Raw genomic sequence first — 24,783 nt, forward strand, 5'->3', positions numbered from 1 at the left:
TCGCCTTTCACGTTCGCGAACCGAATTCCCCGTGTTCCCGGTTGTCATCTGATTGCGTGACACTCGCGCCGCATTGTCAATTCCGCTTGAATTGGGCATTAATGCGACTGGAGGACCGGCCCGGTCCAGCGCGTTCGCCACCACCACCGCGGCACGAGCCGTATTCCAGGATTCCCCGGCAGGAACGGCGTGGCTATTTTCGCCTTGTCGCCTCGGCTCAATCCCGGCGTCGGTGCTCGCGCGTACTCGCAGGAGGGACAACATGATCGGGTTCAGCACCGCCCCCAGCACGACGGTCGACAGCAGGGGCGGCACGTGCATGTACTCGCAGATCGACACGCTGCGCGCGCAGGGACCCGCGGTCGCCGCCGAGTTCCCGGAGGGCTTCCGCGCCTGGGTCGTCACCCGAGGCGAGGTGGTGCGGCGGCTGCTGCCGCACCCCGGGGTGTCGCGCGACCTGAAGAAGAACGTGCCCGGCTACGAGCCCGGTGAGGTCAAGTGGCTGTCGCCGTGGGTGGACGTGGAGTCGATGTCCACCGCCGAGGGCCGCGAGCACCAGCGGCTGCGCGAGCTGGTGGCGCCCGCGCTGACCCCGGAGCGGATCGACGCGATGCGCCCGCGCCTGGAGGAGATCGCCGCGAACCTGCTCGACGACCTCGAGACCCGGCCCCCGGACGAACCCCTTGACCTGCACACCGCGTACTCGCAGCAGCTGCCGACGCGGCTGCAGTGCGACCTGTACGGCGTGCCGGAAGACCTGCGGCCGGAGGTGCTGCGGATCCTGCGCGTGGTGCTCAACACCGACAACGTGCCGGCGGAGGAGTCGGCGGCGGTCTTCACCGACATGAACGTCGCGATGCGCACGCTGATCGACCTGAAGCGCCGCGAGCCTGCCGACGACCTGACGAGTTTCCTGCTCGCCGCCCGCCTCGACGGCGAGGCGCCGCTGAGCGAGCAGGAGCTGGTGGACATGCTGTTCCCGCTGATCGGTGACGGCAGCCAGACCACGGTGTCGCTGATCGACCACACCGTGCGCGAGCTGCTCGCCAACCCGGACCAGCTGAAGACCGTGCTGGCCGACCCGTCCCGCATCGACCGCGAGAACGAGGAACACATCGCGTTCGGCGCGGGCCCGCACTTCTGCCCCGGTGCCCGGCTCGCCCGGCTCGCGGCGCACGTCGCCGTGCCCGCGTTGTTCGCCAGGTTCCCCGACCTCGCGCTCGCCGTCGCACCGGACGAGGTCCGGTCTCCGCACTCGTTCATCGCGAACGACGTCGCCGCGCTGCCGGTGGTGTTGCGGCATCGCGCGGTGAAGGCCGCGTGAACATGACCGACAGCCCGGCAGCCCGCACCCGCCGGTTGCTCGACGAAGCGAGATACCTGTCGCTCGCGACCGTGTCCACCGACGAGCACCCGTGGTCGGCGGTGCTCCAGTACGCGTGGCTCGCCGACCCGCTGCGGTTCCTGTTCGGCTCGGCCACGCAGTCGCGGCACAGCATGGACATCGCGGCCCGCCCACTGGTCAGCGGCTCGCTGTTCACCTCGGGCGGCGCGCTGATGGCGGTGGACGGCGCGCAGTTCGCGGGCGTGTGCCGTGAACTGTCCACAGAGGAGGTTGAGCTGTACCACGCGACGTTCTACGACGCGGTGCTGCCCGACGCCGCTGACCGTGCCGAGTGGACACTCCCGGTGTCGGCGCTGGTGGCTCCGGCTCCGCACCGGCTGTACCTGGTGGAGGTCGAGCAGTGGTGGCTCGTCGACACTCGCACGTGGGCGGAGGACCGCATCGACCGGCGCGCCGAGGTGCCGCTGTCCGCGCTGTCTGGCATGTAGGGCTGGTCCGCAAGGGGTCTTCAACCGACGCGTCTGCGGACCAGTGCCATGTCCTCTTCTGGCAGGGCGTCGGCTACCAGGAGGCGGGGCAGCAGGTCGGGGGCGGTGGTGAACGCGCGGAACGCCAGCGCGACGGTCACGTCGTGGTCGGGTCGGTGCACCACCTCGATCGGGTCGCCCGCGCGGATCTCGCCGGGTTCGAGCACGCGGAAGTAGGCGCCCGGTTCGGCCGCGGCGGTGAAGGTCTTGATCCAGCCGCGCTCGGCCATCCAGCCCTGGAACGTGCCGCACGGGGTGCGTGGGCACGACACCTCGAGCAGCAGGTCGGGGCCGACTCGCCACCGCTCGCCGACCAGTGCCGCGTCCACGTCGACGCCGAGTGTGGTCAGGTTCTCGCCGAACACGCCGTCGGACAGTGGTTTGCCCAGTCGTTCGGCCCAGCGGTCGAGGGCTTCGCGCGAGTAGGCGTACACGGCCTGGTCGTCGCCGCCGTGGTGGGCGATGTCGTACACCCGGTCGCCCGCGAGCCCGACGGCACCGGTGCCCTTCGGTCCTGGTGCGTGCACCGCGACCGGGCCTGGCACGGGCCTCTTGTCGATCCCCGTGGTGCCGGAGGTCTTCCACGGGTTTTCCCTCGGCACGCCGATGTTCACTGACTTGAGGACGGGCATACCCGGCGATGCTAGGCGAGGCCGTCGGCCAGGGCATCCCAGAATGCGTCTTCCAGGGCGCTCACGATCCGGGCGGTCCGCACGGCCTCGTCGGCGTCCTCGCCGTTCGCGAGCCCCGCCGCGACGACCGCCATCGCCTGGTCCAGCAGTTCCGGTGGGGTCTCCGAGAAGAACAGGAAGTGGCCGACCGCTTCCTCGGACAACCCGTACTCCGCCCGCAGCGCGGCCGCCACCCGCGCGTACGTGCCACCCGACTCGTCCACGTTCGCCAGCAGTGCCAGCGCCATCGCGCTGCTCGGCCCGGACACCGCCACCTGTGTCAGGTACGCGGGGTAGGCCTGCGCGAGCGGCACCGGCTCGTACGCCGCCAACTCGGCCGCGCCCATGCCGACCGCGGCCGCGAAGTCGTCCAGCAGCCGCAGCGCCTCCGCCTCGCCCTGGGCGAGGGTGAGGTACAGGTCGCCGGCGGGCGCGGCCGGGAACCGGGACGCGAGGATGGCCTGGCTGCGCCGGTCGCTGCCGACCAGCCGGTACAGCTCCGCCGCGAGCCACCGCAGCCGCTCCTCGGGCACCGCACCCGTCTCAAGCAGGTCGACAAAGCGGTTGCGCGAGGCGTGCTTTGCGATCTCGGTCCGCGCGCGCGAGACGATGTCGGTCATCCATCGATACCAGCACCGGGTATACCCGCCTGTCCAGGGGTGCGAGTGCGTTGCGAGTGCACTACCAGTGTGGTGCAAGGCGTTGTTGCCAGAGTCGGGCTTAGTCACCAGTACCGGTTCCATACCCATACCCCCATAGGGTACGCTCGGTCCACTGTCAGTCAGCCGAGAGTCACGAAGGGAACTCCGATGTCCTCTGCGAACACGTCCTCCGGGCCGCGAGCCGGTCGCAGGGAGTGGCTGGGACTGGGCCTGCTGGTACTTCCCTCCCTGCTCCTGTTCATGATGCTGACGATCCTGTTCCTGGCGATCCCGCACATCGCCAAGGATCTCAACCCCAGCAGCACCGAACTGCTGTGGATCCTCGACATCTACGGCTTCACCATGGCCGGTTTCCTCGTCGCCATGGGCACACTGGCCGACAAGATCGGCCGCAGGCGGCTGCTGATCATCGGCGCCGCGGTGTTCGGGCTCGTGTCGGTCCTCGCCGCGCTCACCGACGACCCGGCCCTGATGATCCTGTGGCGCGCGATCCTCGGCGTCGCCGCGGCCACGCAGATGCCCTCGACACTGGGCCTGATCTTCTCCATGTTCCACAACGCGAAGCAGCGCGGCATCGCGATCGGCGTGTGGGCCGCCAGCATCTCCGCCGGTGTCACGCTCGGCCCGATCGTGTCCGCCGTCCTGCTCGAGGCGTTCTCGTGGCGGGCGACGTTCCTGGTCGCGGTGCCGATCATGGCGATCGTGGTGATCGGTGCCCCGCTGGTGCTGCCCGCCCACACCGACTCGTGGGGTTCGAAGCTCGACCTGCTGTCCGTCGGCCTGCTGCTCGCCACGCTCCTGCCGTTCATCTACGGCGTGAAGACCCTCGCCAAGGACGACTCGCTCGGCGTCGCGCTCGGCACCATCGCGGCCGGGATCGCGTTCGGCGCCTGGTTCGTGGTGCGGCAGCTGCGGATCGAGTCACCACTGCTCGACGTGCGCCTGTTCGCCAACCGCACCGTCTCCGGCGCACTCGGCGTGTTCATCCTCGCCGCGGCGGGCATGGGTGGCGTCTACCTGATGTTCACGCAGTACCTGCAGCTGGTCGCGGCCCTGTCCCCGCTGCGGACCGCGCTCGCCATCCTGCCGGCCGCGGTGCTCCTGGTCGGTGTGTCGCTGGTGTCGCCGGTCCTCGCGCGGCGGGTGAGCCCTGGCATCATCATCGGGGTCGGCCTCGTCGTCCAGGTGGTCGGCTACCTGATGCTCACGCAGGTCGAGAGCACGGCCGGGCTGCCGCTGCTGATCGCGGGCTTCATCGTGCTGTACCCGGCGGTGAACCCGGCCATGGCGCTCACCACCGACATGATCGTCGGCGCGGTGCCGCCGGAGAAGGCCGGTGCGGCGTCGGGTCTGTCGACCACCGCGAACGACCTTGGCATCTCGCTGGGCATCGCCCTGATCGGCAGCATCGGCGTCGCCGTGTACCGCGGCGAGATCACCGGCACCCTGCCGGGTGGCCTGCCCGAGGAGACCACCGCGGCGGCACGCGACAGCCTCGACGGCGCGGTGTCGGCGGCGAGCGGCCTGTCCCCGGACGTCGCCACGACGGTGCTGGAGCCCGCACGGGCCGCGTTCACGAGCGGTCTCAACCTCGGCGCGCTGGTCGCCGCGGTGATCGCCGCGGCAGGTGCGGTGCTGGCGTTCGCCCGGCTCCGCCAGGTGCCGCCGACCGGCGCCCCCGCACCCGCGGAGTCCACTCAGGACCGGGAAGTCGAGACAACGTAAGGCAAACAGCGGAGGGACGCCTCGTGTCTACTGTGGAGAGCTTCGGCGGTGCGCTGTTCAGCGGCCGGTTCCGGCCGGACCTGCTGGACCCGCCGCCGGGGCCCCGGCTCGACGCGGACAGCGAGGCGTTCCTCGCGCGGCTGCGCGACTTCTGCACCGGCAAGGTCGACAGCACCCAGATCGAACGCGAGAACCGGATCCCCGACGAGGTCATCGCCGGGCTGAAGGACATCGGCGCGTTCGCCATCAAGCTCCCGCGCGAGTACGGCGGTCTCGGCCTGCCAGGGCTCTGCTACCTGCGTGCGCTGATGATCGTGAACACCACCCACTCCGCGCTCGGTGAGCTGCTGGCCGCGCACCAGGCGATCGGCCTGACGCAGCCGGTCCTGCTGTTCGGCACCGACGAGCAGAAGCGGGCGTTCCTGCCGAGGTGTGTGCGGGAGATCTCCGCGTTCACCCTCACCGAGCCCGACATCGGCAACGACCCGTTCCGCATGCGCACCACCGCCGTGCGCTCGGCCGACGGCTCGTACCGGCTCAGCGGGCTGAAGTCGTGGGTCACCAACGGGGTCCTGGCCGACCTGATCGTCGTGCTGGCGATGGTGCCGGACGCGGGCATGACCGCGTTCGTGGTCGAGGCCCGCTCCCCCGGCGTCACGGTGGAGCACCGCGGCGAGTTCCTGGGCCTGCGTGGGCTGGAGAACGGGGTGCTGCGGTTCCATGACGTGGTCGTGCCGCCGGGTCACCGGATCGGGCCGGAAGGGCAGGGCCTGCAGGTCGCGCTCGCGGCCCAGGACACCGGCAGGCTGTCGCTGCCCGCGGTGTCCGCGGCGGCGGCCAAGTGGAGCCTGAAGATCGCCCGCGAGTGGTCCCGCGTGCGTGTCCAGTGGGACAAGCCGATCGGCGAACACGAGGCGGTGGCCGCGAAGATCTCGTTCATCGCGGCCACGGCGTTCGCGCTGGAGGCCATGGTCGAGGTGACCGGCAGGCACGCGGACGCGGGCGCCGACACGCACGTGGAGGCGGAGCTGGCGAAACTGTTCGCGTCGGAGAAGACGTGGCAGGTGGCCGACGAGCTGCTGCAGATCCGCGGTGGTCGTGGCTATGAGACGGCGGAGTCCGCCTCGGCTCGCGGTGAACGCGGTGTGCCGGTGGAACAGCTGCTGCGGGACGTCCGCATCGGCCGCATCTTCGACGGTTCGACCGAGGCCCTGCGCGGCTTCATCGCACAGGAGGCGCTGGGGCTTGCTCCGGCTACCGCGGACCCGGTGGCGTTGGAGGGGCCGTTGGCGCCGCACCTGCGGTTCGTGGAGCGCACGTGTCGCAGCGTCGCCCAGCACTTCGCGCACGGCAGGACCCGCTGGGGCACGGAACTGGAGGAACGGCAACTGTTCCTGGGCCGCCTGGTGGACATCACGGCCGAGCTGTACGCCATGAGCGTGAGCTGCGTGTACGCGAAGGAGACCGCTGCCACCGAACTGGCGGACGCGTTCTGCCACCAGGCCCGTCTGCGCATCGCGGAGTTGTTCGGCCGCCTGTGGAGCAACACCGACGACCACGACCGCGCCGTGGCCCGGGGTGTGCTCGGGGACCGCTACACGTGGCTGGAGGACGGCATCCTGGATCCGTCGATCGAGGGGCCTTGGATCGCCGAGCCTGCGCTGGGTCCGTCCGAGTTGGAGAACCTGCACCGTCGGGTGGTGTGATTCGGTGGTGGGGTTTGTCCTCGCCGGACGGGCAGGTCTCCGGGGTGGCGGGGGCCTTGTTTTGGTTGCGTTGGGTGCGGGTCTCCCTGGTAGGCGGCTTTCGCCACCGTTGGGCTTTGCCCGCTTTCGCTTTTGCCCGCGTGGGTTGACCCCGCTTTGGGGGCGGGCTGTGCTTGATTGCCGCGAAAGGCGCGTTCAGGGCACTGGGCGTCCCTAACGCGCCTTTCGCAGCACCAGTCGTGTCGGTAACGCGCCTTTCGCGGCAGAAGTTGGCTGTCTGTGCGCGCGCCTCGATCAGACTGGCGTGGCCTTGATCATCGACAGCGGACCGGCTGCCTTCAGGGCCACCGACTCCACCGAGAAGCCCGTTTCCGCGAGCAGGGTGCGGAAGTGGCTCTCCGTACGCTCGCGGCCGCCGGAGTTCACCAGCATGTTCATGTCCGTGTAGAACGGGATCGGCTCGCCGGGGGCGGCGGTCTCCGGCAGCACCGACCCCACGATCAGCAGCGTCGCGTCCTCGGGGATGTGGGCGCGGACGGTGCGCAGGATCGCCTTCGCGGGCCCGTCGTCCCAGTCCTGGAAGACGCTCTTGATGATGTACAGGTCACCACCGTCGGGCACGGCTTCGAAGAAGTCGCCCGGTACCACCGTGGTGCGCTCCGAGAGCCCAGCGGCGGCCAGGACGGACGCGGCCTGCGCCACGCCGGCCGGACTGTCGAACACCACACCGGAAAGGCCCGGGTTGGCGCGCAGGATCGCCGACACGAGGGTGCCGTCGCCGCCGCCGATGTCCACCACCTTGCGCACGCCGGAGAAGTCGTACGCCGCCGCGATGTGGCCTGCCGCGATGCGGGACTCCTGGCCCATCGCGACGTTGAACAGCTCCGACAGCTCGGGCAGGTCCGCGAGGAAGGCGTAGATGTTCTTGCCGAACACGTGGTCCCACGCCGCCTCACCGGTGCGGACCGCGTGGGCAAGGCCCTGCCACGCGCTGAAGTGCGACTCGTGGGTGAACATGCGCGTGAACGCGTAGAGCGAGTCCGGCGAGTCGGTGCGCAGGAGGTCGCCGACCTCGGTCAGGCCGAACGTGCCGGGGGTCGGCTCGGTGGTGAGGCCGACCGACGCGAGCAGGCGCAGCAACCGGCGCAGCGACGGCTCGTGCGTGCCGGTCGCGGCAGCCAGTGCCGTGCTCGTGTCCACACCGGAGTGGATGAGGTCGGCGAGGCGCAGTTCGGCGGCGAGGCCCAGCGCGTGCGCGTGCATGTAGCCGCCGATCTTCTCGATCAGCGCGGCGCGGTTGCGCAGCTTCACCGCGGCGTCGGCGGGAACTGTGCTGGTCATGATGGAGCACCTTTCGTCAGGAACGAATCCAACCGGTGCCGAACCCACACGTTGGGCTCGACGTAGACAGCGCGGTCGTGCTCCACGCTGACCTCGACCGGGTTCAGTGCGCCCGGCACCGTCACCGGCCCACTGGTGTCGAACGGCAGCCCGGTCCAGTCGCGCCACTGGGCGAGACTGCCGGTGATCGTCATCGAGGCCGGGCAGACGCCGATGATCTGCCCGCCCTCCCGCACGTGCACCCGCAGCCACGGGTCCTCCGGCAGTCCGTCGTCGCGAGTACGTGCCACGTAGGAGTCCATGGGCATCTCCGGCACGAGGTGTTTCCTGCTGGGCCGCACCGGGACCACCACGTCGCGGAAACCGTGTTCGCGGGCGTTGTCGGCCACCGCGGCGAGCGTCCGGCCGGACAGGTGCCGGGACCGCTGCCCCGGCACGACCGCGACCTCCAGCGCGCACAACGTGTTCAGCGGGCGGCCGTCGTGGGTGTCGAGCATGGACAGCCGCAGCGCCTCGTCCCACCCGGTGTCGGGCAGGGTCTCCGGATCACCGTCCCAGCAGAACGGCACGGTGGCGGCCCGCGCGACCACGTCGTCGCCGTCGAGGACGACGAGCTGGTGTTCCGCGTGCCGTTCGAACGCCCACGTGATCACGACGGGGTCGGGGCGGATGAACTCCGGCCACGTGGCCTCCATCTCGAGCATCGCGGTCTCGAGGTCCGGCCGCTCCGCGAGCGACACCACCCGCGGTGCCTCGAGGGTGGTCATGCCGCCAGCCCCCGTGCCGGCAACGGGTCGGCCGGCATCGCGGTCACCGCGGAGCCGTGTTCCCGCAACAGCTCCAGGTACCTGGCTCGCGGAATCGGCACCGCGCCGATGAGCCGGGCGTGGTCGCCGTCGTGCTGCACGTCGACCGCGACGCCGCCGCTCCCGGCCATCCGCCGCACCAGACAGGCGATCGCGACCTTCGACGCGCCGCTGGCGAGGGTGAACTGCGAGTCGGCGGAGAACACGCCGCCGATCCGCACGCCGAACGTGCCGCCGACCAGGTCGTCGCCGTCCCACACCTCCACGCTGTGCGCGTGCCCGGCCTCGTGCAGCCGCACGAGGCTCGCGACCAGCCGGTCGGTCAGCCACCGCGGTTCGCGGCCGGCCCGGCACTGCCGCACCACGCGCTCGAAGCAGGCGTCCACGGTGGTCGTCCAGTCGACCTTGTTGCGCAGCTGCTTGCGGAGGCTGCGCTGGAGGCGGACCTCGTCGACGAGGATCACCGGCCGCGGGTCCGGCGAGCACCACGCGACCGCGTACGGGTCGGCGCTCTCCCCCAGCACGGGCACCCGGCCCTCGTAGGACATCTCGCTGAGGATCTTCTGTTCCTCGGTGTCGGCCGGGAACGGGTACAGCCCGTGCCGGTAGGCGTCGAGGAGGGTCGCCGGGGTGAGGTCGTCGTGGAACGCGACCGGGCCGTCGGCGGGCGCCTCGGTGAGGTCGAGGTCGCGCCACGGCGTCGTGGTGCGCAGATCGCTGTCCATCACGCGGCTCGCAGGAAGTCGATGTCGGTCAGGTAGTCGAGGTAGCTGTCGAGCATCGCCGCGTCGACCGGCGGGATCACGATCCCGCTGCCCCGCAGCGCGTTCTCCACGTTCGTGCGGCTGAACTCCGGGAACGTGTCCTCCAGGTACATCTCCGCGACGCTCATCTCGCCGGTGGCGCAGCGGTCGATGAACAGCGGCGCGAACGGCGTCATCGGGTGCTCCGGGTTCTCCACCGCGAGCGTCACCAGCTCGTCGAGCCACTCCTGCCAGGACACCTCCCGGATCTCGTGCCCCCGCGCCCGCATCCTGGCCACCAGCTCGGCGATGTTGACCTTGCCGGGATTGGTGAGGTGGTAGACGTCGCCGCGTGGCAGGGAGGTCGCGGCGATGTGCGCGACGGCGGCGGCGAACACGTCGACCGGCGTGTAGTCCAGCGGTAGCTCCGCGACCGGCGCGGTGCCGGTGTCGACGACGAACTTCTTCATCGCGCACATCTCGGTCGCGGTGTTCCACGCGCCGGTGACGCGGTCACCGGAGATGTCGGCGGCGCGGTAGATCGCGACCGGCAGGCCCTGCTCGGCCGCCTTGAGCAGCAACGCCTCCGCGACCCACTTGCTCTCCACGTACCCGACCGAGAGGTGGTCGGCGTGCGCGAGCGGGGTGGTCTCGGTGACGTGCCGCACCCCGGCCGTGCCGAACCCGGCGACCACCGCCATCGTGGACGTGTAGTGGACCGGGATGTTGCGGTACCTGGCGGCCATGCGGATGATCTCGCGGGTGCCCTCGACGTTCGCCGGGCGCATGTGCGAGTACGGGTAGATGAAGTTGACGAGGCCGCCGGGGTGGTGGATCACGTCGGCCGTGCGCGCCAGCCGGTCGAAGTCAGCTTCGGACAGCCCGAGACCGGGTGCGGCGAGGTCCCCGGGGACGGCCACGATCCGGCCCGCGATGCGGTACTCGGCGAGGTCGTCGCCGTGGTAGTGCACGGCGGTGGACTGGAGGCGGGCCATGGCCTCGTCGGCACCGTCGGCGCGCACCAGGCAGTGCACGACCGCGTCCGTCGTGGAGAGCAGCTCACGCAGCAGGTAGGTGCCGAGGAAGCCGGTGGCGCCGGTGAGGAACACGTGCTCCGGCGCCCGCCAGGACGGCGCGTCCGGCACCGAAGCGGAGATCGGTACGTCCAGTTCGGACTCGGCGGCGAAGTCGACGCGCTTGCGGGTGTCGTCGCCGGGCAGCGTGCCGGCCCGCGCGGCCTGCACGGCGAACGCGAAGCTGCGCAGCGACGCGTCCTCGAGCAGCAGCCGGATCAACGGCCGCACCTGGGTGATCATCACGCCGAACGTGCCGCGCACCTTGGCGAGCAGCTCCGCGGCGAGGATCGAGTTGCCGCCCAGGGCGAAGAAGTTGTCGTGCGGGCCGACCCGGTCCCGCTCAAGCACTTGGCACCACAGCCGCGCCACACCCCGCTCGAACAGGCTCACGACCGTCGAGCCGTCCTCTTCGGACCCCTCGGTCACCACCGGCGCTGGCAGCGCGGTCAGGTCGACCTTGCCGTTGGCCTTCAGCGGCAGCTCGGGCAGCGCGACGAACGCCGACGGCACCAGGTAGTCCGGCAGGAACCCGGCCGCGAAGTCCCGCAGCTCCTTCGCGTCGAGCGACGCACCGGGCGGCACCGTGTAGTACGCGGCGAGCCTGCGCTGGCCGTGCTGCTCGTAGTCGGTCACCGCGACGTTGCCGACCAGCTCGTGCGCGGCGAGGGTCGCCTCGACCTCGCCGGGTTCCACCCGGAAGCCGCGGATCTTGAGCTGCCGGTCGATCCGCCCGACCACCTCGAGGTTCCCGTCGGGCGTCCAGGCGCCGAGGTCGCCGGTGCGGTACAGGCGCCCGTCGGAGAACGGGTCCGGCACGTACCGCTCGCGGGCGCGGGCGTCCGCGGACAGGTACCGCGCGACACCCCGCCCGCCGATGCAGATCTCGCCGCGTTCCCCGTCGGGCACCGGCCGCAGCTCCTCGTCGAGGACGTGCACGGTCGTGCCGGGCAGCGGCGGCCCGACCGGTGCCGCGCCACGGGGCGGGAGGATGTCGGCCGTCAGGTCCACGACGCACGAGGTGATCGTGGTCTCGGTGAGACCGTAGGCGTTGACGAGCCGCACACCCGGCAGCAGCTCGAGCGCGGTGCGGCAGTCCTCGGCCAGCACCGCCTCACCGCCCACGATCGACAGCCGCACCGGCAGCTCGACCGGACGTGCGGCGTACTCGGTGAGGAACCGCCGCCAGTACGCCGGTGTGAGGTCCATGACCGTGACGCCGTGCGCGCGGAGCCGGTCCGGCAGCTCGCTCGGCGCCCACGCCAGGTCCGGCAGCACGAGCGCCGCGCCCGCGGTCAGCGCGACCATGATCTGCTCGATGGACGTGTCGAACGACAGCGCGCCGAACTGCAGCACGCGGTCGTCGGGGGTGATCCCGTACCAGTCGACCAGCTCGGTGATCACGTAGCTCAGCGCCGCGTGGTGGACCACCACCCCCTTCGGGGTGCCGGTCGAGCCGGAGGTGTAGATGACGTACGCGGCGTCGGAAGCGGACACGAACACCTCGGGCGGGGCCGCGGGGTAGCCGCCGGCGTCACCGGCCGCCGCGGTGACGACGAGCTCCGCGAACGTGGTGAAGCGATGCGCGTCCTTCGCCTGCGTGATGACGGTCGTGCACCCCGTCTCCCGCGCGAACCCGCGGATCCGGCTGTCCGGGACACCGGGCTCGACCGGCAGGTACGTCCCGCCCGCCGCGAGGATGCCCAGCACGGCGACGATCGTGTCGATGGACCGTTCCAGGTGGACCATCACGACCGACTCGGGCCCGGTGCCGTTGTGGCGCAGGAAGTTCGCCAGCCGGAAGGCGCGTGCTGCCAGCTCGGCGTAGGTGACCTGCTGGTCCCCGGACACGACCGCGATGCCGTCCGGCCGTTGTGCGGCCCTCGCGGCGAACAGTTCATGGACATTCGGCTGCCGGCGGATGTTCATGTGACCCCTTTGGTACGAGTGTTGGCCCGTCTCACGCGGCCTGTGCGTGGAGCCATTCCGTGAACGCGTCCAGGTCCGGGAGGACGACGGTGGCGAACGCGCGCACCACGAAGTCGTCGGTCTCCCCGGTGATCACCACGACCGTGGCGCCGCCGCGGTGTGCCGCCTGCACCTCGGCGACCGCGTCCGCCGCGCTCTCCTGGTCCGGCAGCCACGCGACGCACACGTCGCTGCCGGCGGCGAGGCCGGTGAGCCGGTGGAACTCGGCGGGCACCTGCGACTCGGTGCGCAGCCACGCGTCGAGCGGGTCGTGCACCACCGCGTTCGGGTGTCGGGAGCGGATGGCACCGGCGAGCCGCTCGCGCGGGTCGGCGACGGCCGCACGCACCCCGCGGCGCACCCCTTCGGTCAGGCCGACGAGGTAGAAGGAACGCTCGGCGAGCGCGGGTGCCCCCGCCCTCATCCGCAGCCGGTAATCCGCGAAGTCCATCACGCTCAGCGTTGTCCGGTTCGCTCCGCATGCTCCGCCCTGTGCTTTATGGTTCGCTCCGCATGCTCCGCTCACGCCGCCACCTTCACTTTCTCCCGCACCGGATAGTCGTAGAACCCGCGGCCCGACTTCTTGCCGAGCAGCCCGGCCGAGACCATGCGGGACAGCAGTGGCGGCGGCGAGTAGTGCGGCTCGCGGTACTCGTTGTAGAGCGACTCGCTGATGGCCTGCACGATGTCCAGCCCGATGAGGTCGGACAGCGCGAACGGGCCCATCGGGTGCGCGCAGCCGAGCTTCATGGCGGTGTCGATGTCCGCCATCGACGCCACCCCCGACTCGTACACGCGGATCGCGGACAGCAGGTACGGGATCAGCAGCGCGTTCACCACGAACCCGGACCGGTCCTTCGTGCGCACGACCTGCTTGCCGAGCACCTCGGTCACGAACGTCTCCGCCACGTCGACGGTGTCGTCCTCGGTGAGCACCGAGCCGACCAGCTCCACCAGCGGGAGCACGGTGACGGGGTTGAAGAAGTGCGTGCCGACGACCTTGCCCGGCCGGTCGGTGACGCGGCCCAGCTGGACGATCGGGAACGACGACGTGTTCGAGCCGAGGATCGCGTTCTCGTCGACGACCACCTTGTCGAGCGTGGCGAACACGTCCAGCTTGACCGACTCCTGCTCGGGCCCGGCCTCGATGACAAACTGGCGGTCGGCGAAGTCGCTGAGGTCGGCGGTGAACGACACCCGCGCGAGCGCGGCGTCCCGGTCACCCTCGGAGATCTTTCCCTTGCGCAGCCCGTTGTCCAGCGAGCCGGTGAGCCTGCGCCTGCCGTCCGCCTCCCGGCCCGGCCGCGACACCGCGACGAGCACGTCGAGCCCGGCACGGGCGCAGACCTCGGCGAGACCGGCGCCCATCACACCGCATCCCACGACGCCGACGCGTCGAATCCTGTTCATGGTGACATCACTTCCTTGCGGGGGCGGCCCACCGGAGCAGGCTCGCGCCCATGGACATCCCGCCGCCGAAACCGAGCAGCAGGACCAGGTCGCCGTCGGCCAGCAGGCCGGCGCGGTTGGCCTCGTCGAGCGTCACCGGTACCGACGCGCTGCCGACGTTGCCGTACTTCTCCACGGTGCGATGGGTGGTCGCACCGGCCAGCCCGCAGCGCTCGACCAGCTGCGCGAGCAGCCTGCCGTTCGCCTGGTGCGGCACGACGTGGTCGACGTCTGCCGCGGTCAACCCGGCGCGGGCCAGCAGTTTGTCCACGAACGGCGGCACCTCGTGCAGGACGATGTCGGTGACGTCCCTGCCCTTCATCCGGAAGAAGTGCCCGCCCTCGGCGAGGGTCTTGTGCGACGCGGGGCGCCTGCTGCCGCCCGCGTCGACCCGGATCACGTCGTGCCGGTCGCCGCGGGTCGCCAGGTCGTACCCGTCGAAACCGCGGTCGTCCCCGACACCGCCGACGACCGCGGCGCCCGCGCCGTCACCGAACAGCACCGCGGTGCGCCGGTCGTCGAAGTCCAGGATGCGTGAGTACAGGTCGGCGCCGACCACGAGCGCGTGCGCGCCCGGCCGTGCCGCCACGAGGCTCTGCGCCAGCACCAGGCCGTGCACGAAGCCCGCGCATACGGCGTTGACGTCGAAGCACGCGGCCCCGTAGGCGCCGACGAGGTCCTGCACGAGGCAGGACGTGGGTGGTTGTGGGTGGTCACCGGTCGACGTCGACACGATGAGGTAGTCGATGCGGTCGACCGAGAGGCCGGCCTGGTCGAGCGCGCGGGTCGCGGCGGCCGCCGCGAGATCCGAGGTCGCTTCGGCGCCCGCCGCGAACCGGCGGGCGCGGATGTCGGTCTTGCTGGTGATCGCCTCGGCGGTGGTGCCGGGGACGCGCTGGGCGAGCTCGGCGTTGGTCACGACCCACTCCGGCATGTACGACCCAGTCCCGATAATTCCGATGGACACCGATCCTCCCGGCTCGTTTTCCCCATCAGATGGTGCATCGCGAATGGTGCCGTGAGCAATGCGAACCATTGGGACTGCACAGCAATTGGCCGGGGAAATTACCGGCGAATTCCACGCGGTGTTACCGGGTCGTGGAAATCACGCCGCGGGCGGTACCGCCACGTCGGCGACCGGCCAGCCGGCCGGGTCGGCACCGAGCGCGCTCAGCGCCGCGACCTGCGGGCCGCACCACGGGGCCACCATGAGGTCGCCCGCCGTCACCGCGTACACGAAGTCGGTCCACGCGACCCATTCGAAGTCGCCGACCGCCGCCGGGTCGGGGTGCGGTGGTTCGTCGGTGACGACCCGGTACACCGGGCCCGCCGCACCCGTTGTCGCGCAGTGGAAACCGGGCAGCACCAGCTCCGCCACCGCGGTGGTGAGACCCAGCTCGTCGCGCAGCGCGCGGGCCACCGCGTCCTCGGTGGACTCACCGGGGTCGGCGTCGCCGTGGCAGGAGTTGCTCCACACCCCGGGCCAGGTCTTCTTGGTCTGTCCGCGCATGGTGAGCAGCAGCCGGGCGTCGCTGGTGAAGACGTAACAGGAGAAGGCCCCGCCCTGCTGGTGTCGTGACGGTCTCATGTGGCTCCCCTGCCTTTCGCGGTCGCTGGGAGGTCGGGGATGGTCAGGCGTAGACGGGGACCTGGATCGACGCGTCGTGCTCCAGGATCATGTGCTGCAGCGCCTGCAGCTCAGGGCCGGGTTCGATGCCGAGCCCGTCGACCAGCGCGGTCCTGGTCCTGCGGTAGACGTTGAGCGCGTCGACCTGGCGGCCGGAGCGGTAGAGCGCGAGCATGAACTGGATGCACAGCCGCTCACGCAGTGGTTCCGCGGCGGTCAGCACCTCCAGCTCGGGGGTGATCTCGCGGTGCCTGCCGCACTGCAGCTCGGCGTCGAAGCAGTCCTCGAGCGCGGTCAGCCGCTCGTCCTCGATGGCACTCAGCTCCGACCACGTGGTGCCGGACTCGACGAGGTCGGCGAGCGCGCGCCCGCGCCAGAGGCTCAGCGCCTCCCGGAACAGGTGGGTGCCCCGCGCGGGTTCACCAGCACCCGCCGCCGCACGTCCACTGTGGACGAGCCGGCGGAACCGGTACATGTCGACGTCGTCCGGGTCGACGCGCAGCTGGTAGCCGGGCGCGTGCGTGAGCAGCTGCGCGGAGCAGTCGGGGCCGGCGGCGGCGAGCATGCGCCGGATCGCGGACACCGCGTTCTGCACCATCTTCCGCGCCGTCGACGGGGGCTGGCAGTCCCACAGCGCGTTCAGCATGCGGCTGTTGGGCACCACCTGGTTGGCGTGCAGGAGCAGATAGCCGAGGACAGCACGTTGCTTGACACCACCGAGATCGATGCGGCTGGTGCCCTCGCTGACTTCCAACGAACCGAGTAAGTGGAATTTCATGGCTATTCACTCCGACCACTGAACATTGCCCTGGATGTGAACCGATGGTCACATGGCGGGTCAGTGGCTGGGAACCCCGTCGCGCGATACGTGAAGAACCCACACCCGCTCGATGAACGGATCAGACGAAAGTCAGGAACGTCCGCACTGGTTGTGGAGCACCCTCCGGTCGCACAATTCTTGACGACATCTGGGAATCTCGCCAATCGACCGGGATCCGGTAGGAGGAACAACGATGGCCACACCGATCGCACGGGCCGCGGGCAAGAAGCAGCCCGGCGGCCTGGACCCGGTGTTCCTGAAGGACTGGGCGGACCGCAACCTCGCCGCGTGGGAAGCGCTGGACGCCGAGGCCGTTGCCGACACGTGCACCGACGACATCGTCTGGACGGACCCGAGCGTGCCGTGGCCCATCCGGGGCCGCAAGGAACTGATCAAGGTGATCAACGCGTTCGCGACGTCCTACCCGGATCTGAAGATCACGCGCGTGAGCGACCCGATCCCGTCGCCGACCGAGCAGCTGGGCATCGCCCGCTACACGATGACGGGCACGCTCACGAAGTTGTGGCCGTTCACCAACATGGCGCCGACCGGCCAGTCCATGTCGGTGCGCTGCATCGACGAGTGGGTCTTCCGCGACGGCCTGCTCGCGAGCAACACCACGATCTACGACTGCCTGCAGACCGCGCGCCAGCTGGGCATCGTCCCGCCGCCGAACACGCTGCAGTCGAAGGTGATGAGCAAGGTGCAGCACCTGCGTGCACGCAGCCTGCGTGCGAAGGCCGCGTGCCCCGCCTGCGGGTACCAGAAGAACCACACGCACTGACGTCTGGGGCACATCATGAAACTGGTTGGCCGTACGGTGCTCGTCACCGGAGCGTCCAGTGGCATCGGCGAGGCCGTGGCCCGCGAGGCACACGCCCGCGGCGCGACGGTGTTGCTGGTCGCCCGAGGTGAGACCAAGCTGAAGGCACTCGCCGCCGAACTGGGGATGCGCGCCCACCACTACGCGTGTGACGTGGGCTCCGCGCCCGCGGTGGCGGAGCTGGCCTCCGCCGTACAGGCGGACGGGCACGCCGTCGACGTGGTGGTGAACAGTGCGGGCTCCGGCCGGTGGGTGTCCATCGAGGACGCCGCGCCCGAGGAACTGGTGGCGATGGCCACCGTGCCGTACCTCGCCGCGCTCCTCACCACACGCGCGTTCGTGAACGGCATGATCGACCGCCGCGCGGGCTGGATCGTGAACGTCAACTCGGGGGTCTCCCGGGCGGTCTGGCCGGGCGCCGTCGGCTACGCGAGCGCCCGCTGGGCACTGCGCGGCCTTGACCTGGCGTTGAAGAGCGACCTGCGAGGCACCGGCGTCGGCGTCACGGAGATCGTGCTGGGCACGGTGAGCACCAGCTACTTCGCGAACAACCCGGACTCCGAGGACAAGCTGCCGAAGATCGCCAAGATCGTGCCGACGGTGACGCCGGAACAGGTGGCCGCGGCGCTGTGCAAGGCGATCGAACGCAAACGCGGCACGGTGATCATGCCGTGGCAGATGAAGTTCGTGTCCACGTCGAGCCAGCACTTCCCGAGAATGAACCACTTCATGCTGTGGTTCACCGGCGCAAGGCGCAAAGGCTCGCTACTGAAACGCTGACCAGCAAACGAAGAGGGGCCTCCCGCGGGAGGCCCCTCTTTTGCGCGATGAAGGACCCCTTCATCACACCCACCACAACGAAGGACTCCTTCATCACACCCAACGCAACAAAGGGCTCCTTCATCACACCCGCCGCAACAAACCGGCCCTTCATCACACCCAGCACAACGAAGGGGCCCTTCATCACACCGAAGGCGAGACACAAGCCCCACACAAAGCAAGACTGCCTGCCATCCCGTCGACCTGGCGCAGCCCGATCACACCGGTTCAAGGGGGCCATACCCGAGCACGCCGTGACCGACCACGCCCGACCGAGCAGCAAGACAACCGGAAGGGCCCCCTTGGGCCGGTGTGATAGCACGCAGTGAGGTCGACGGGATGGCAGGCAGACCACCGAAAAGAGTCCCTGCCAAAGAACCGAAGATGCCAACCCCCACCATCCCGGAGACCTGCCCCTCCGGCGAGGAGCCCCCGGAGGGCCGCCGGAGGCCAACTCAGGACCCGCCGGACAAACGCCAAAGGCCCCTCCGAGAACAAGTCTCGAAGGGGCCCGCGAGGACCACGTCACTTCAGGCGCAACGCCTTCATGATCTGGTAGATCCGCGTGTTCTGGTTGGCCAGCTGCTCGTGCGTCACGCCCGGCTTGGGGTCGAAGCTGATGCCGTGCTGGCTGGCCACGATCTGTACGTCGCACATCGACAGCAGGCCCTGCTCGCCGTGCCGGCGCCCGTAGCCGGAAGCCTTCCGGCCGCCCATGGGAGCGTCGTAGGAGATGTGCGTGGACACGTAGCCCTCGTTGATGTTCACCGCGCCCGACTTGATCTGCGCGGCCAGGCGGTGGGCCTTGCCCAGGTCCTTGGTCCAGATGCTCGCGTTCAGGCCGTACTCGGTCGCGTTCGCCAGCTTCAGTGCCTCGTCCTCGTCGGTGAACGGGTAGACCGACACCACCGGTCCGAACGTCTCCTCCGTCGCGATCTCGCACGCCGGGGTCACACCGGTGAGCACCGTCGGCTCGTAGAAGTACGGGCCCAGGTCCGGGCGTGCGCGGCCACCTGCCTCGACACGAGCGCCCTTGGCCACCGCGTCGTCCACGTGGCGGGCCACCTTGTCGAACTGGCGCTGGTGGGACAGGGAACCCAGGTCGTACTCGAAGTCGAAGCCCTGGCCCAGCTTCAGTTCGCGCGTGTGCGCCGCCAGCTTCTCCACGAACGTCTGGTAGATCGACTGGTGCACGTAGATGCGTTCCGAGCACAGGCACATCTGCCCGCCGCTCACGAAGCCCGCACGTGCCGCTGCCGGGATCACCTTGTCGAGGTCGGCGTCCGGGAAGACCAGCATCGGGTTCTTGCCACCGAGCTGCATCGTCGCGCCGATCAGGCGGCGGGCCGCGGCCTCCGCGATCTTCTTGCCCGCCTCGTTGCCGCCGGTGAAGCACACGTGGTCGGCGCCGTCGATCAGTGCCTGGCCGATGTCACCTGGCTCGCCCACCACGATCTGCCACAGGCCGGCGGGCAGGCCGGCCTTGATCAGCAGTTCGCGGGCGAGGAGCGGGGCCAGCGCGGTCTGCGTGTCCGGCTTGAACACCACACCGTTGCCCGCGATCAGCGCGGGGATGACGTCGCAGATGCCGTCCGAGATCGGGTAGTTGAACGGCGAGATCACCGCGACGACACCCTTGGGGTGGCGCAGCTCGGTCACCCGGGTGGCGAACGGGATGCCGCCCTTGCGGCTGCGCGGTGAGAGGTACGCCTTCGCGTTCCGCGCGTAGTACAGCGCCATGCCCGCCACGTCGATGGTCTCCTCGAAGGCGGTGAACCGGGCCTTGCCCGTCTGCGCCTGGATGAGGTCCATCAGCTTCTTGTTGTGCAGGACCAGCTTGTAGTACCGGGTGAACACCTTCGCCCGCTCGGCGAGCGACGTGGCGGCCCACCTGGCCTGCGCGCCCCGCGCCTTGGCGAACGCGGCGGCGACGTCCGCCGGTGTCGACGTGGCCACGTCGACCAGTGGCTCACCGGTCCACGGGGCGTACGCCGTCACGGTGGGTCCGGTGCCCGTCAACTGAGCGGCGAGCTGCCTGGTCAGCCCCTCGGGAAGCAGGGGCTTCCGGCTGATGGAGATAGTCACGTGTCTTGTCCTTCCGGGTGCGGGTCAGATCGCTCGGCCGCCCGCCGCGTCCGTCGGCGGGTCTATCCAGTGACGGGATCGCTGGAAGCTGTACTTCGGCGCGGAGACCTTTCTCGGGCTCCGCCCCTCGTGGTAGGCGCGCCAGTCGATGCGGGCCCCGGCCAGCCACAGCCTGGCCAGCACGTCTGCGATGCCATCGGTGCCCGGCAGGGTCACGACCACGTCCGAGGACGATTCCTCGACCACACCCCAGTGCATCAGCAACCTGGCCATCGCGCGCCCATGGTCGGAGCACTCGTCGAACGAATCCCGGTAGACCGGTTCGGTCCGGTACAGCTCGTCGTCGGCCGGGGCGGGGCCGGTGTACTCGAACCGGACTCCCATGCCCTGGCGCGGGTCGGTGCGCTCGAGCACACCGGACTCGAAGCCGGCGGCGGACGAGGCCACCACGGCCCTGCGGTGCGCGAAGACCCGGCGGCCCGTCTGCAGGGTGAACGCCAGGTCCGCGATGTCCACACCGGACGCGACCAGCTCGGCCAGCCGCGCACCGAAGGAGTCCGCGGCCTCGGCGGTCCGCGCGGACCACACCAGCACCTGCCGCGCGCGCCTCGGCAGACCAGCCGCCCTGGACAGCACGGGGGCCTCCTCGACCACCACGTGTGCGTTCGCGCCGCCAAGGCCGAACGCGCTCACCCCGGCCCGGCGCGGCCGCTCACCCCGCGGCCACGGCCGCCGTTCGGTGACGACCGCCATGCTGGTGCGCGCGAGCTGCGCGTTGGGGCGGGTGTGGTTGATCGTCGGCGGGATCTCCTCGTGCGACAGGGCCAGCGCGACCTTCATCAGACCGGCGACCCCCGCCGCGCGGTCCAGGTGGCCGAGGTTCGGCTTCACGGAGCCGATCGCGAGGGGCGAGTCACCGAACACCTGCCGCAGCGCGGCCACCTCGATGGAGTCGCCGAGTGCGGTGCCGGTGCCGTGTGCCTCCAGGTAGTCCAGGTCGGTGGGTTCGAGACCGGCGGCGGCCAGTGCCTCCGCCACCACCCCGGCCTGCCCCCGCACACCCGGCGCGACCCACGCCGCCTTCGCCGCGCCGTCGTGGTTGACCGCCCAGCCGCGGATGACGCCGTACACGCGGTCCCCGTCGGCGACCGCGTCGGCGAGCCTGCGCAGCACCACGACCCCGAGGCCGTTGCCGGTGCCGTGCGGGGTGCCCTCGCCCGCCTCGTCGAAGGCGCGGCAGCGGCCGTCCGGGGACGACGTGCCACCAGGCTCGTACCGGTAGCCGACGCGGTGCGGCACCTCGATCGCGACCCCGCCCGCGAGCGCGACGTCGCACTCGCCGGTCAGCAGGCTGGTGCAGGCCACGGACACCGCGACGAGCGAGGTCGCGCAGTACGCCTGCACACCGACGCTCGGGCCGGTCAGCCCGAGCGTGTGCGACACCCGGCTGGTCAGGGAGTCCTTGTCGTTGCACAGCCCGATCGCGAGCTTGCCGGCCCCGGCGACCAGTTCCTTGTGCTGGATCAGGTTGTAGATCATGTACGTGCTCATCTGGCTGCCCGCGAACACGCCGACGAGCCCCGGCGCGCGGTCCGGGTCGATCCCGGCGTCCTCCAGCGCGTGCCACGCGTTCTCGAGGAACAACCGCTGCTGCGGGTCCATCAACGCGGCCTCGTGCTCCGGGTAGCCGAAGAAGCCCGCGTCGAACAGCTCGATGTCGTCGAGCACGGCCGCGGCGGGCACGTAGGACGGGTCGGCGATCAGCTCCGGGTCCTCACCGGCGGCGAGGAGTTCTTCCCGGCTGAACCAGGTGACGCATTCCTTGCCGTCACGCAGGTTCCGCCACAGCTCGTCGGTGTCCCGGCTGCCGGGGAACTGCCCGGCCATGCCGACGATGGCGATGTCGGTGCCGGAGTCGGCCGGGGCGCGCTCGGTCGTCACGCTGCCCCCTTCCTGGCCTGCGCGATGGCCCGCCGCCGCGCACCCCGCGCCGCCTGTGCGTCCACCGCGGTGGGCCGCGGCGCGGCGTCCGCGGTGTTCTCGGTGCCCACGGTGTTCTCGGTGAGCGAGTCGAGCAGCTCGGCGAACTGGGCGGGTGTCGGCCGTTCGAACAGGCTGGCCGCGGACAGCTCGACGTCGTACTCCTTCGCCAGCCGGGTCACGACGGCGAGGCCGATCATGGACGTGCCGCCCAGTTCGAAGAACGGGTCGTTGACGCCGATCGCGTCGATGCCGAGGTGCTCCTCCCAGGCCTGGGTGACCGCGCGCTCGGTCGGGGTGCCGGCGGGCAGGAACGGCGCGCGCAGGTCGGGCCGCGGGAAGCGCTCGACGTTGACGTGCTCCTCCCGCGCGAACGGCGTCGGAGTGTGGTTCGGCCAGAACCTGGTGCGCTGGAAGGGGTAGGTCGGCAGGTCGACGAACTGTCCGGCACCGGCCCAGCGCACCGGCACACCCAGCTCCCACAGCCGTCCGAGCGTGGCGAGCCACTCCGGCCTGCCGTCGGTGCGCAGCGCGACCTGACCGGCGCCGGGGTCGGCCGCGAGGACCACGTCCACGCGTCCGGCCAGCTCCTCGGCGGTACCGGACGCGGCGATCGGCAGCAGCCTGCCCAGCGCGGCGACCGGGTCCGCGGCGTCGAACGCGGGCTCGACGGCCGCCAGGTCCGCCGCCCACGCGGTGTCGCCGACGACGAAACCCAGTGCCTGCTTGCCTGCCGCCGCCTGCGTGCCGGTGAACCCGGACCGCAGCCGCGCGACGGCGTCGGCGACGTCCCGGCACACCAGCGCCCGCCGCACCCGCAGCGCCGACCGTCCTTTCTGGACGGTGTGGGCCACGTCGGCGAGCGCGAGGTCCGGGGTGGACTCGAGGTGGTCGGCGAGTGCCGTGGCGAGCGCGGCCAGGCCGGCCTCGCTCCCGGCGGACAGCGTGAGCAGCTGCCATTCCTCGTCGGGGGTGACCGCCTGCTCGGTGGCAGGTGCCTGCTCGATGATCACGTGTGCGTTGGTGCCCGACCAGCCGAACGCGCTGATCCCGGCACGGCGAGGTGCGCCCGGTGCGCTGGGCAGCGGCTGGTTGCCCAGCACGGGCCGCACCGGCCCGTCGAGCGTGACGACCGGGTTGGGCGTGGTGAGGTGCAGGTTCCCCGGAACCGCACCGTGTTTGACCGCCTGGATCGCCTTGACCAGGCTCGCCAGCCCGGACGACGCGACGAGGTGCCCGATGTTGGCCTTCACCGCACCCACCAGCAGCGGGTGGTCGGCGGCCCGGTCACCGAAGACCTCGAGCAGCGCGCCGAACTCGATGGCGTCGCCGAGCGCGCTGCCGGTGCCCTGCGCTTCCAGGAAGTCGAGGTCGTCCGGCTTCAGGCCGGCGTTGGCGAGCGCGGACCGCAGCACCGCGATCTGCGCGACCTTGTTCGGCGCGGTGAGCCCGTTGCTGCGGCCGTCGGAGTTCACCGCCGACCCGCGGACCAGCGCGTGCACCCTGCGGTCACCGGCGTCCGAGGCGCGGGTCAGGATCACCGCACCGCCGCCTTCGCCCAGCGTGTAACCGTTCCCGGCCTCGTCGAACACCTTCGCCTTGCCGTCCGGGGCGAGCATGCCCATCTTGGCGAACTGGACGAAGTAGACGGGATGGATGATCGCCGAGCTGGAGCACACGATGGCGCGGTCGATCTCGCCGCGGCGCAGGCTCTGCACCGCGAGGTCGAGCGCGACCAGCGACGACGAGCACGCCGTGTCGACGGTCATGACCGGGCCGCGCAGGTCGAACTGGTAGGCGAGGCGCCCGGCGGCGGCACTCGCCGACCCGCCCATGGTGAGGTACGGGTCGTCGATGCTCGCCACGCCTTCGGCCTCGGCCTCCAGCTGCAGGTACTGCCGCGAGTCGACCAGGCCGAGGAACACGCCGGTCTTGCTGCCCCGCAACGACTCCGCGGGGATCCCCGCGTCCTCCAGCGCCTCCCAGACCAGCTCGAACAGCAGCCGGTGCTGCGGGTCGATGCGCAGCGCCTCCTGCGGGGAGATGCCGAAGAACGCCGCGTCCCAGCCCGCGATGTCGCGCAGGAACCCGCCGCGCTGCGTGTACGCCTTGCCGGGCGCGGTCGGGTCGGCGTCGAAGTAGTCGGCGGCACGCCACCGGTCGGCGGGCACCTCGGCCATCGCGTCGACGCCGTCGGTGAGCGCCTGCCAGTACCGGGCCGGGGTGTCGCCCCCGCCCGGCAGCCGGCAGGACATCCCGACCACGGCCAGCGGCTCGGCGGCCGCGGCGGCGACCGCGGCCAGCCGCTCCTTGGCCTCGACCAGGTCGCCGGTAACACGCTTGAGGTACTCGACCAGCTTTTGTTCCCGGTCCTGGTCTGCCATCAGCTCGCCTTTCCGAGTTCTGAGTCGATCAGGTCGAACAGGTCGTCGGCCGACGAGGCGGTCGACAGGCGTGCCTTGAGCCCGTCGGTGCGCTGCGGCTGCAGTGCCTGCCACGCCGCGACCAGTTCCTGCAGTGCCGTGTCGACGCGGGCCCGCACATCCTCGTCCTCGACCGCCACCCCGCTGAGTGCTTCCGCGACGCGGCCCAGGTCGGCCAGCACCGGCACCG

General features: G+C 70.7%; 20 protein-coding genes. 6 read left to right on the forward strand and 14 right to left on the reverse strand.

From position 1 onward, the window contains the following. Nucleotides 1-262 precede the first annotated feature (262 nt). Together FHR82_RS27890 and FHR82_RS27895 are read left to right on the forward strand one after the other, a co-directional pair. On the forward strand, nucleotides 263-1,324 hold the full coding sequence (locus tag FHR82_RS27890) for a cytochrome P450 (RefSeq protein ID WP_184813533.1): 1,062 nt from the start codon (nucleotides 263-265) through the stop codon (nucleotides 1,322-1,324). A gap of 2 nt (nucleotides 1,325-1,326) precedes the next feature. Beyond that, nucleotides 1,327-1,833 carry a pyridoxamine 5'-phosphate oxidase family protein gene (locus tag FHR82_RS27895; protein ID WP_184814121.1) on the forward strand — a complete coding sequence of 169 codons (507 nt, stop codon included), beginning with the start codon at nucleotides 1,327-1,329 and terminating at the stop codon, nucleotides 1,831-1,833. A 20-nt stretch (nucleotides 1,834-1,853) separates the two neighbouring features. Here FHR82_RS27895 and FHR82_RS27900 read toward each other — a convergent pair whose 3' ends face one another. Together FHR82_RS27900 and FHR82_RS27905 are read right to left on the reverse strand one after the other, a co-directional pair. Then, nucleotides 1,854-2,504: an MOSC domain-containing protein gene (locus FHR82_RS27900; protein ID WP_184813534.1), complete on the reverse strand. Its 651-nt coding sequence runs from the start codon at nucleotides 2,502-2,504 to the stop codon at nucleotides 1,854-1,856. Nucleotides 2,505-2,515: 11 nt separating this feature from the next. Further along, a complete protein-coding gene (locus FHR82_RS27905; RefSeq protein WP_184813535.1) occupies nucleotides 2,516-3,163 on the reverse strand; it encodes a thiaminase II/PqqC family protein in 648 nt (215 codons plus the stop codon). A gap of 189 nt (nucleotides 3,164-3,352) precedes the next feature. Here FHR82_RS27905 and FHR82_RS27910 point away from each other — a divergent pair, with 189 nt between their 5' ends. Further along, a complete protein-coding gene (locus tag FHR82_RS27910) occupies nucleotides 3,353-4,930 on the forward strand; it encodes an MFS transporter (protein WP_184813536.1) in 1,578 nt (525 codons plus the stop codon). Nucleotides 4,931-4,953: 23 nt separating this feature from the next. Next, on the forward strand, nucleotides 4,954-6,636 hold the full coding sequence (locus FHR82_RS27915; protein ID WP_184813537.1) for an acyl-CoA dehydrogenase family protein: 1,683 nt from the start codon (nucleotides 4,954-4,956) through the stop codon (nucleotides 6,634-6,636). Nucleotides 6,637-6,930: 294 nt separating this feature from the next. Here FHR82_RS27915 and FHR82_RS27920 read toward each other — a convergent pair whose 3' ends face one another. From FHR82_RS27920 to FHR82_RS27960, 9 genes are all read right to left on the reverse strand, one after another. Further along, nucleotides 6,931-7,977: a methyltransferase gene (locus FHR82_RS27920; RefSeq protein WP_184813538.1), complete on the reverse strand. Its 1,047-nt coding sequence runs from the start codon at nucleotides 7,975-7,977 to the stop codon at nucleotides 6,931-6,933. Then, a complete protein-coding gene (locus FHR82_RS27925) occupies nucleotides 7,974-8,744 on the reverse strand; it encodes an N-acetyltransferase (protein ID WP_184813539.1) in 771 nt (256 codons plus the stop codon). The genes FHR82_RS27920 and FHR82_RS27925 overlap by 4 nt, the downstream gene beginning before the upstream one ends. Next, entirely contained in the window at nucleotides 8,741-9,508 is a 768-nt protein-coding gene (locus tag FHR82_RS27930) for a leucyl/phenylalanyl-tRNA--protein transferase (protein WP_184813540.1), read from the reverse strand. Before FHR82_RS27930 ends, FHR82_RS27925 begins: the two co-directional genes overlap by 4 nt. Further along, a complete protein-coding gene (locus tag FHR82_RS27935; protein ID WP_184813541.1) occupies nucleotides 9,508-12,528 on the reverse strand; it encodes a non-ribosomal peptide synthetase family protein in 3,021 nt (1,006 codons plus the stop codon). The genes FHR82_RS27930 and FHR82_RS27935 overlap by 1 nt, the downstream gene beginning before the upstream one ends. Nucleotides 12,529-12,559: 31 nt before the next feature. Continuing rightward, nucleotides 12,560-13,018, reverse strand: coding sequence for a hypothetical protein (locus FHR82_RS27940; RefSeq protein ID WP_184813542.1), 459 nt, complete (start codon nucleotides 13,016-13,018; stop codon nucleotides 12,560-12,562). 71 nt (nucleotides 13,019-13,089) lie between these two features. Then, nucleotides 13,090-13,977: a 3-hydroxybutyryl-CoA dehydrogenase gene (locus FHR82_RS27945; protein ID WP_184813543.1), complete on the reverse strand. Its 888-nt coding sequence runs from the start codon at nucleotides 13,975-13,977 to the stop codon at nucleotides 13,090-13,092. Nucleotides 13,978-13,984: 7 nt separating this feature from the next. After that, nucleotides 13,985-14,983: a 3-oxoacyl-ACP synthase III family protein gene (locus FHR82_RS27950; protein WP_311771317.1), complete on the reverse strand. Its 999-nt coding sequence runs from the start codon at nucleotides 14,981-14,983 to the stop codon at nucleotides 13,985-13,987. A gap of 138 nt (nucleotides 14,984-15,121) precedes the next feature. Further along, nucleotides 15,122-15,604, reverse strand: coding sequence for an NUDIX domain-containing protein (locus tag FHR82_RS27955; RefSeq protein WP_184813545.1), 483 nt, complete (start codon nucleotides 15,602-15,604; stop codon nucleotides 15,122-15,124). Nucleotides 15,605-15,647: 43 nt separating this feature from the next. Continuing rightward, nucleotides 15,648-16,421: an AfsR/SARP family transcriptional regulator gene (locus FHR82_RS27960; RefSeq protein ID WP_184813546.1), complete on the reverse strand. Its 774-nt coding sequence runs from the start codon at nucleotides 16,419-16,421 to the stop codon at nucleotides 15,648-15,650. A gap of 235 nt (nucleotides 16,422-16,656) precedes the next feature. On the opposite strand from FHR82_RS27960, the gene FHR82_RS27965 reads away from it, so the two are divergent. Beyond that, the gene (locus FHR82_RS27965; protein WP_184813547.1) at nucleotides 16,657-17,247 is read left to right on the forward strand and encodes an ester cyclase; all 591 of its coding nucleotides are present in this window, start codon (nucleotides 16,657-16,659) and stop codon (nucleotides 17,245-17,247) included. 15 nt (nucleotides 17,248-17,262) lie between these two features. Next, entirely contained in the window at nucleotides 17,263-18,066 is an 804-nt protein-coding gene (locus tag FHR82_RS27970; RefSeq protein WP_184813548.1) for an SDR family NAD(P)-dependent oxidoreductase, read from the forward strand. A gap of 564 nt (nucleotides 18,067-18,630) precedes the next feature. On the opposite strand, the gene FHR82_RS27975 is transcribed toward FHR82_RS27970, so the two are convergent. From FHR82_RS27975 to FHR82_RS27985, 3 genes are read right to left on the reverse strand one after another with little or no spacing between them, the layout of a single operon-like run. Then, the gene (locus tag FHR82_RS27975; protein ID WP_221464398.1) at nucleotides 18,631-20,190 is read right to left on the reverse strand and encodes a succinic semialdehyde dehydrogenase; all 1,560 of its coding nucleotides are present in this window, start codon (nucleotides 20,188-20,190) and stop codon (nucleotides 18,631-18,633) included. 24 nt (nucleotides 20,191-20,214) lie between these two features. Beyond that, nucleotides 20,215-22,131, reverse strand: a complete 1,917-nt coding sequence (locus tag FHR82_RS47645) for a beta-ketoacyl synthase N-terminal-like domain-containing protein (RefSeq protein WP_184813549.1) — start codon at nucleotides 22,129-22,131, stop codon at nucleotides 20,215-20,217. Continuing rightward, the gene (locus tag FHR82_RS27985; RefSeq protein WP_184813550.1) at nucleotides 22,128-24,554 is read right to left on the reverse strand and encodes a beta-ketoacyl synthase N-terminal-like domain-containing protein; all 2,427 of its coding nucleotides are present in this window, start codon (nucleotides 24,552-24,554) and stop codon (nucleotides 22,128-22,130) included. Before FHR82_RS27985 ends, FHR82_RS47645 begins: the two co-directional genes overlap by 4 nt. Nucleotides 24,555-24,783: the final 229 nt, after the last annotated feature.

Origin of the sequence: Actinophytocola algeriensis, assembly GCF_014203735.1 — a bacterium.
GTDB classification, from domain to species: domain Bacteria; phylum Actinomycetota; class Actinomycetes; order Mycobacteriales; family Pseudonocardiaceae; genus Actinophytocola; species Actinophytocola algeriensis.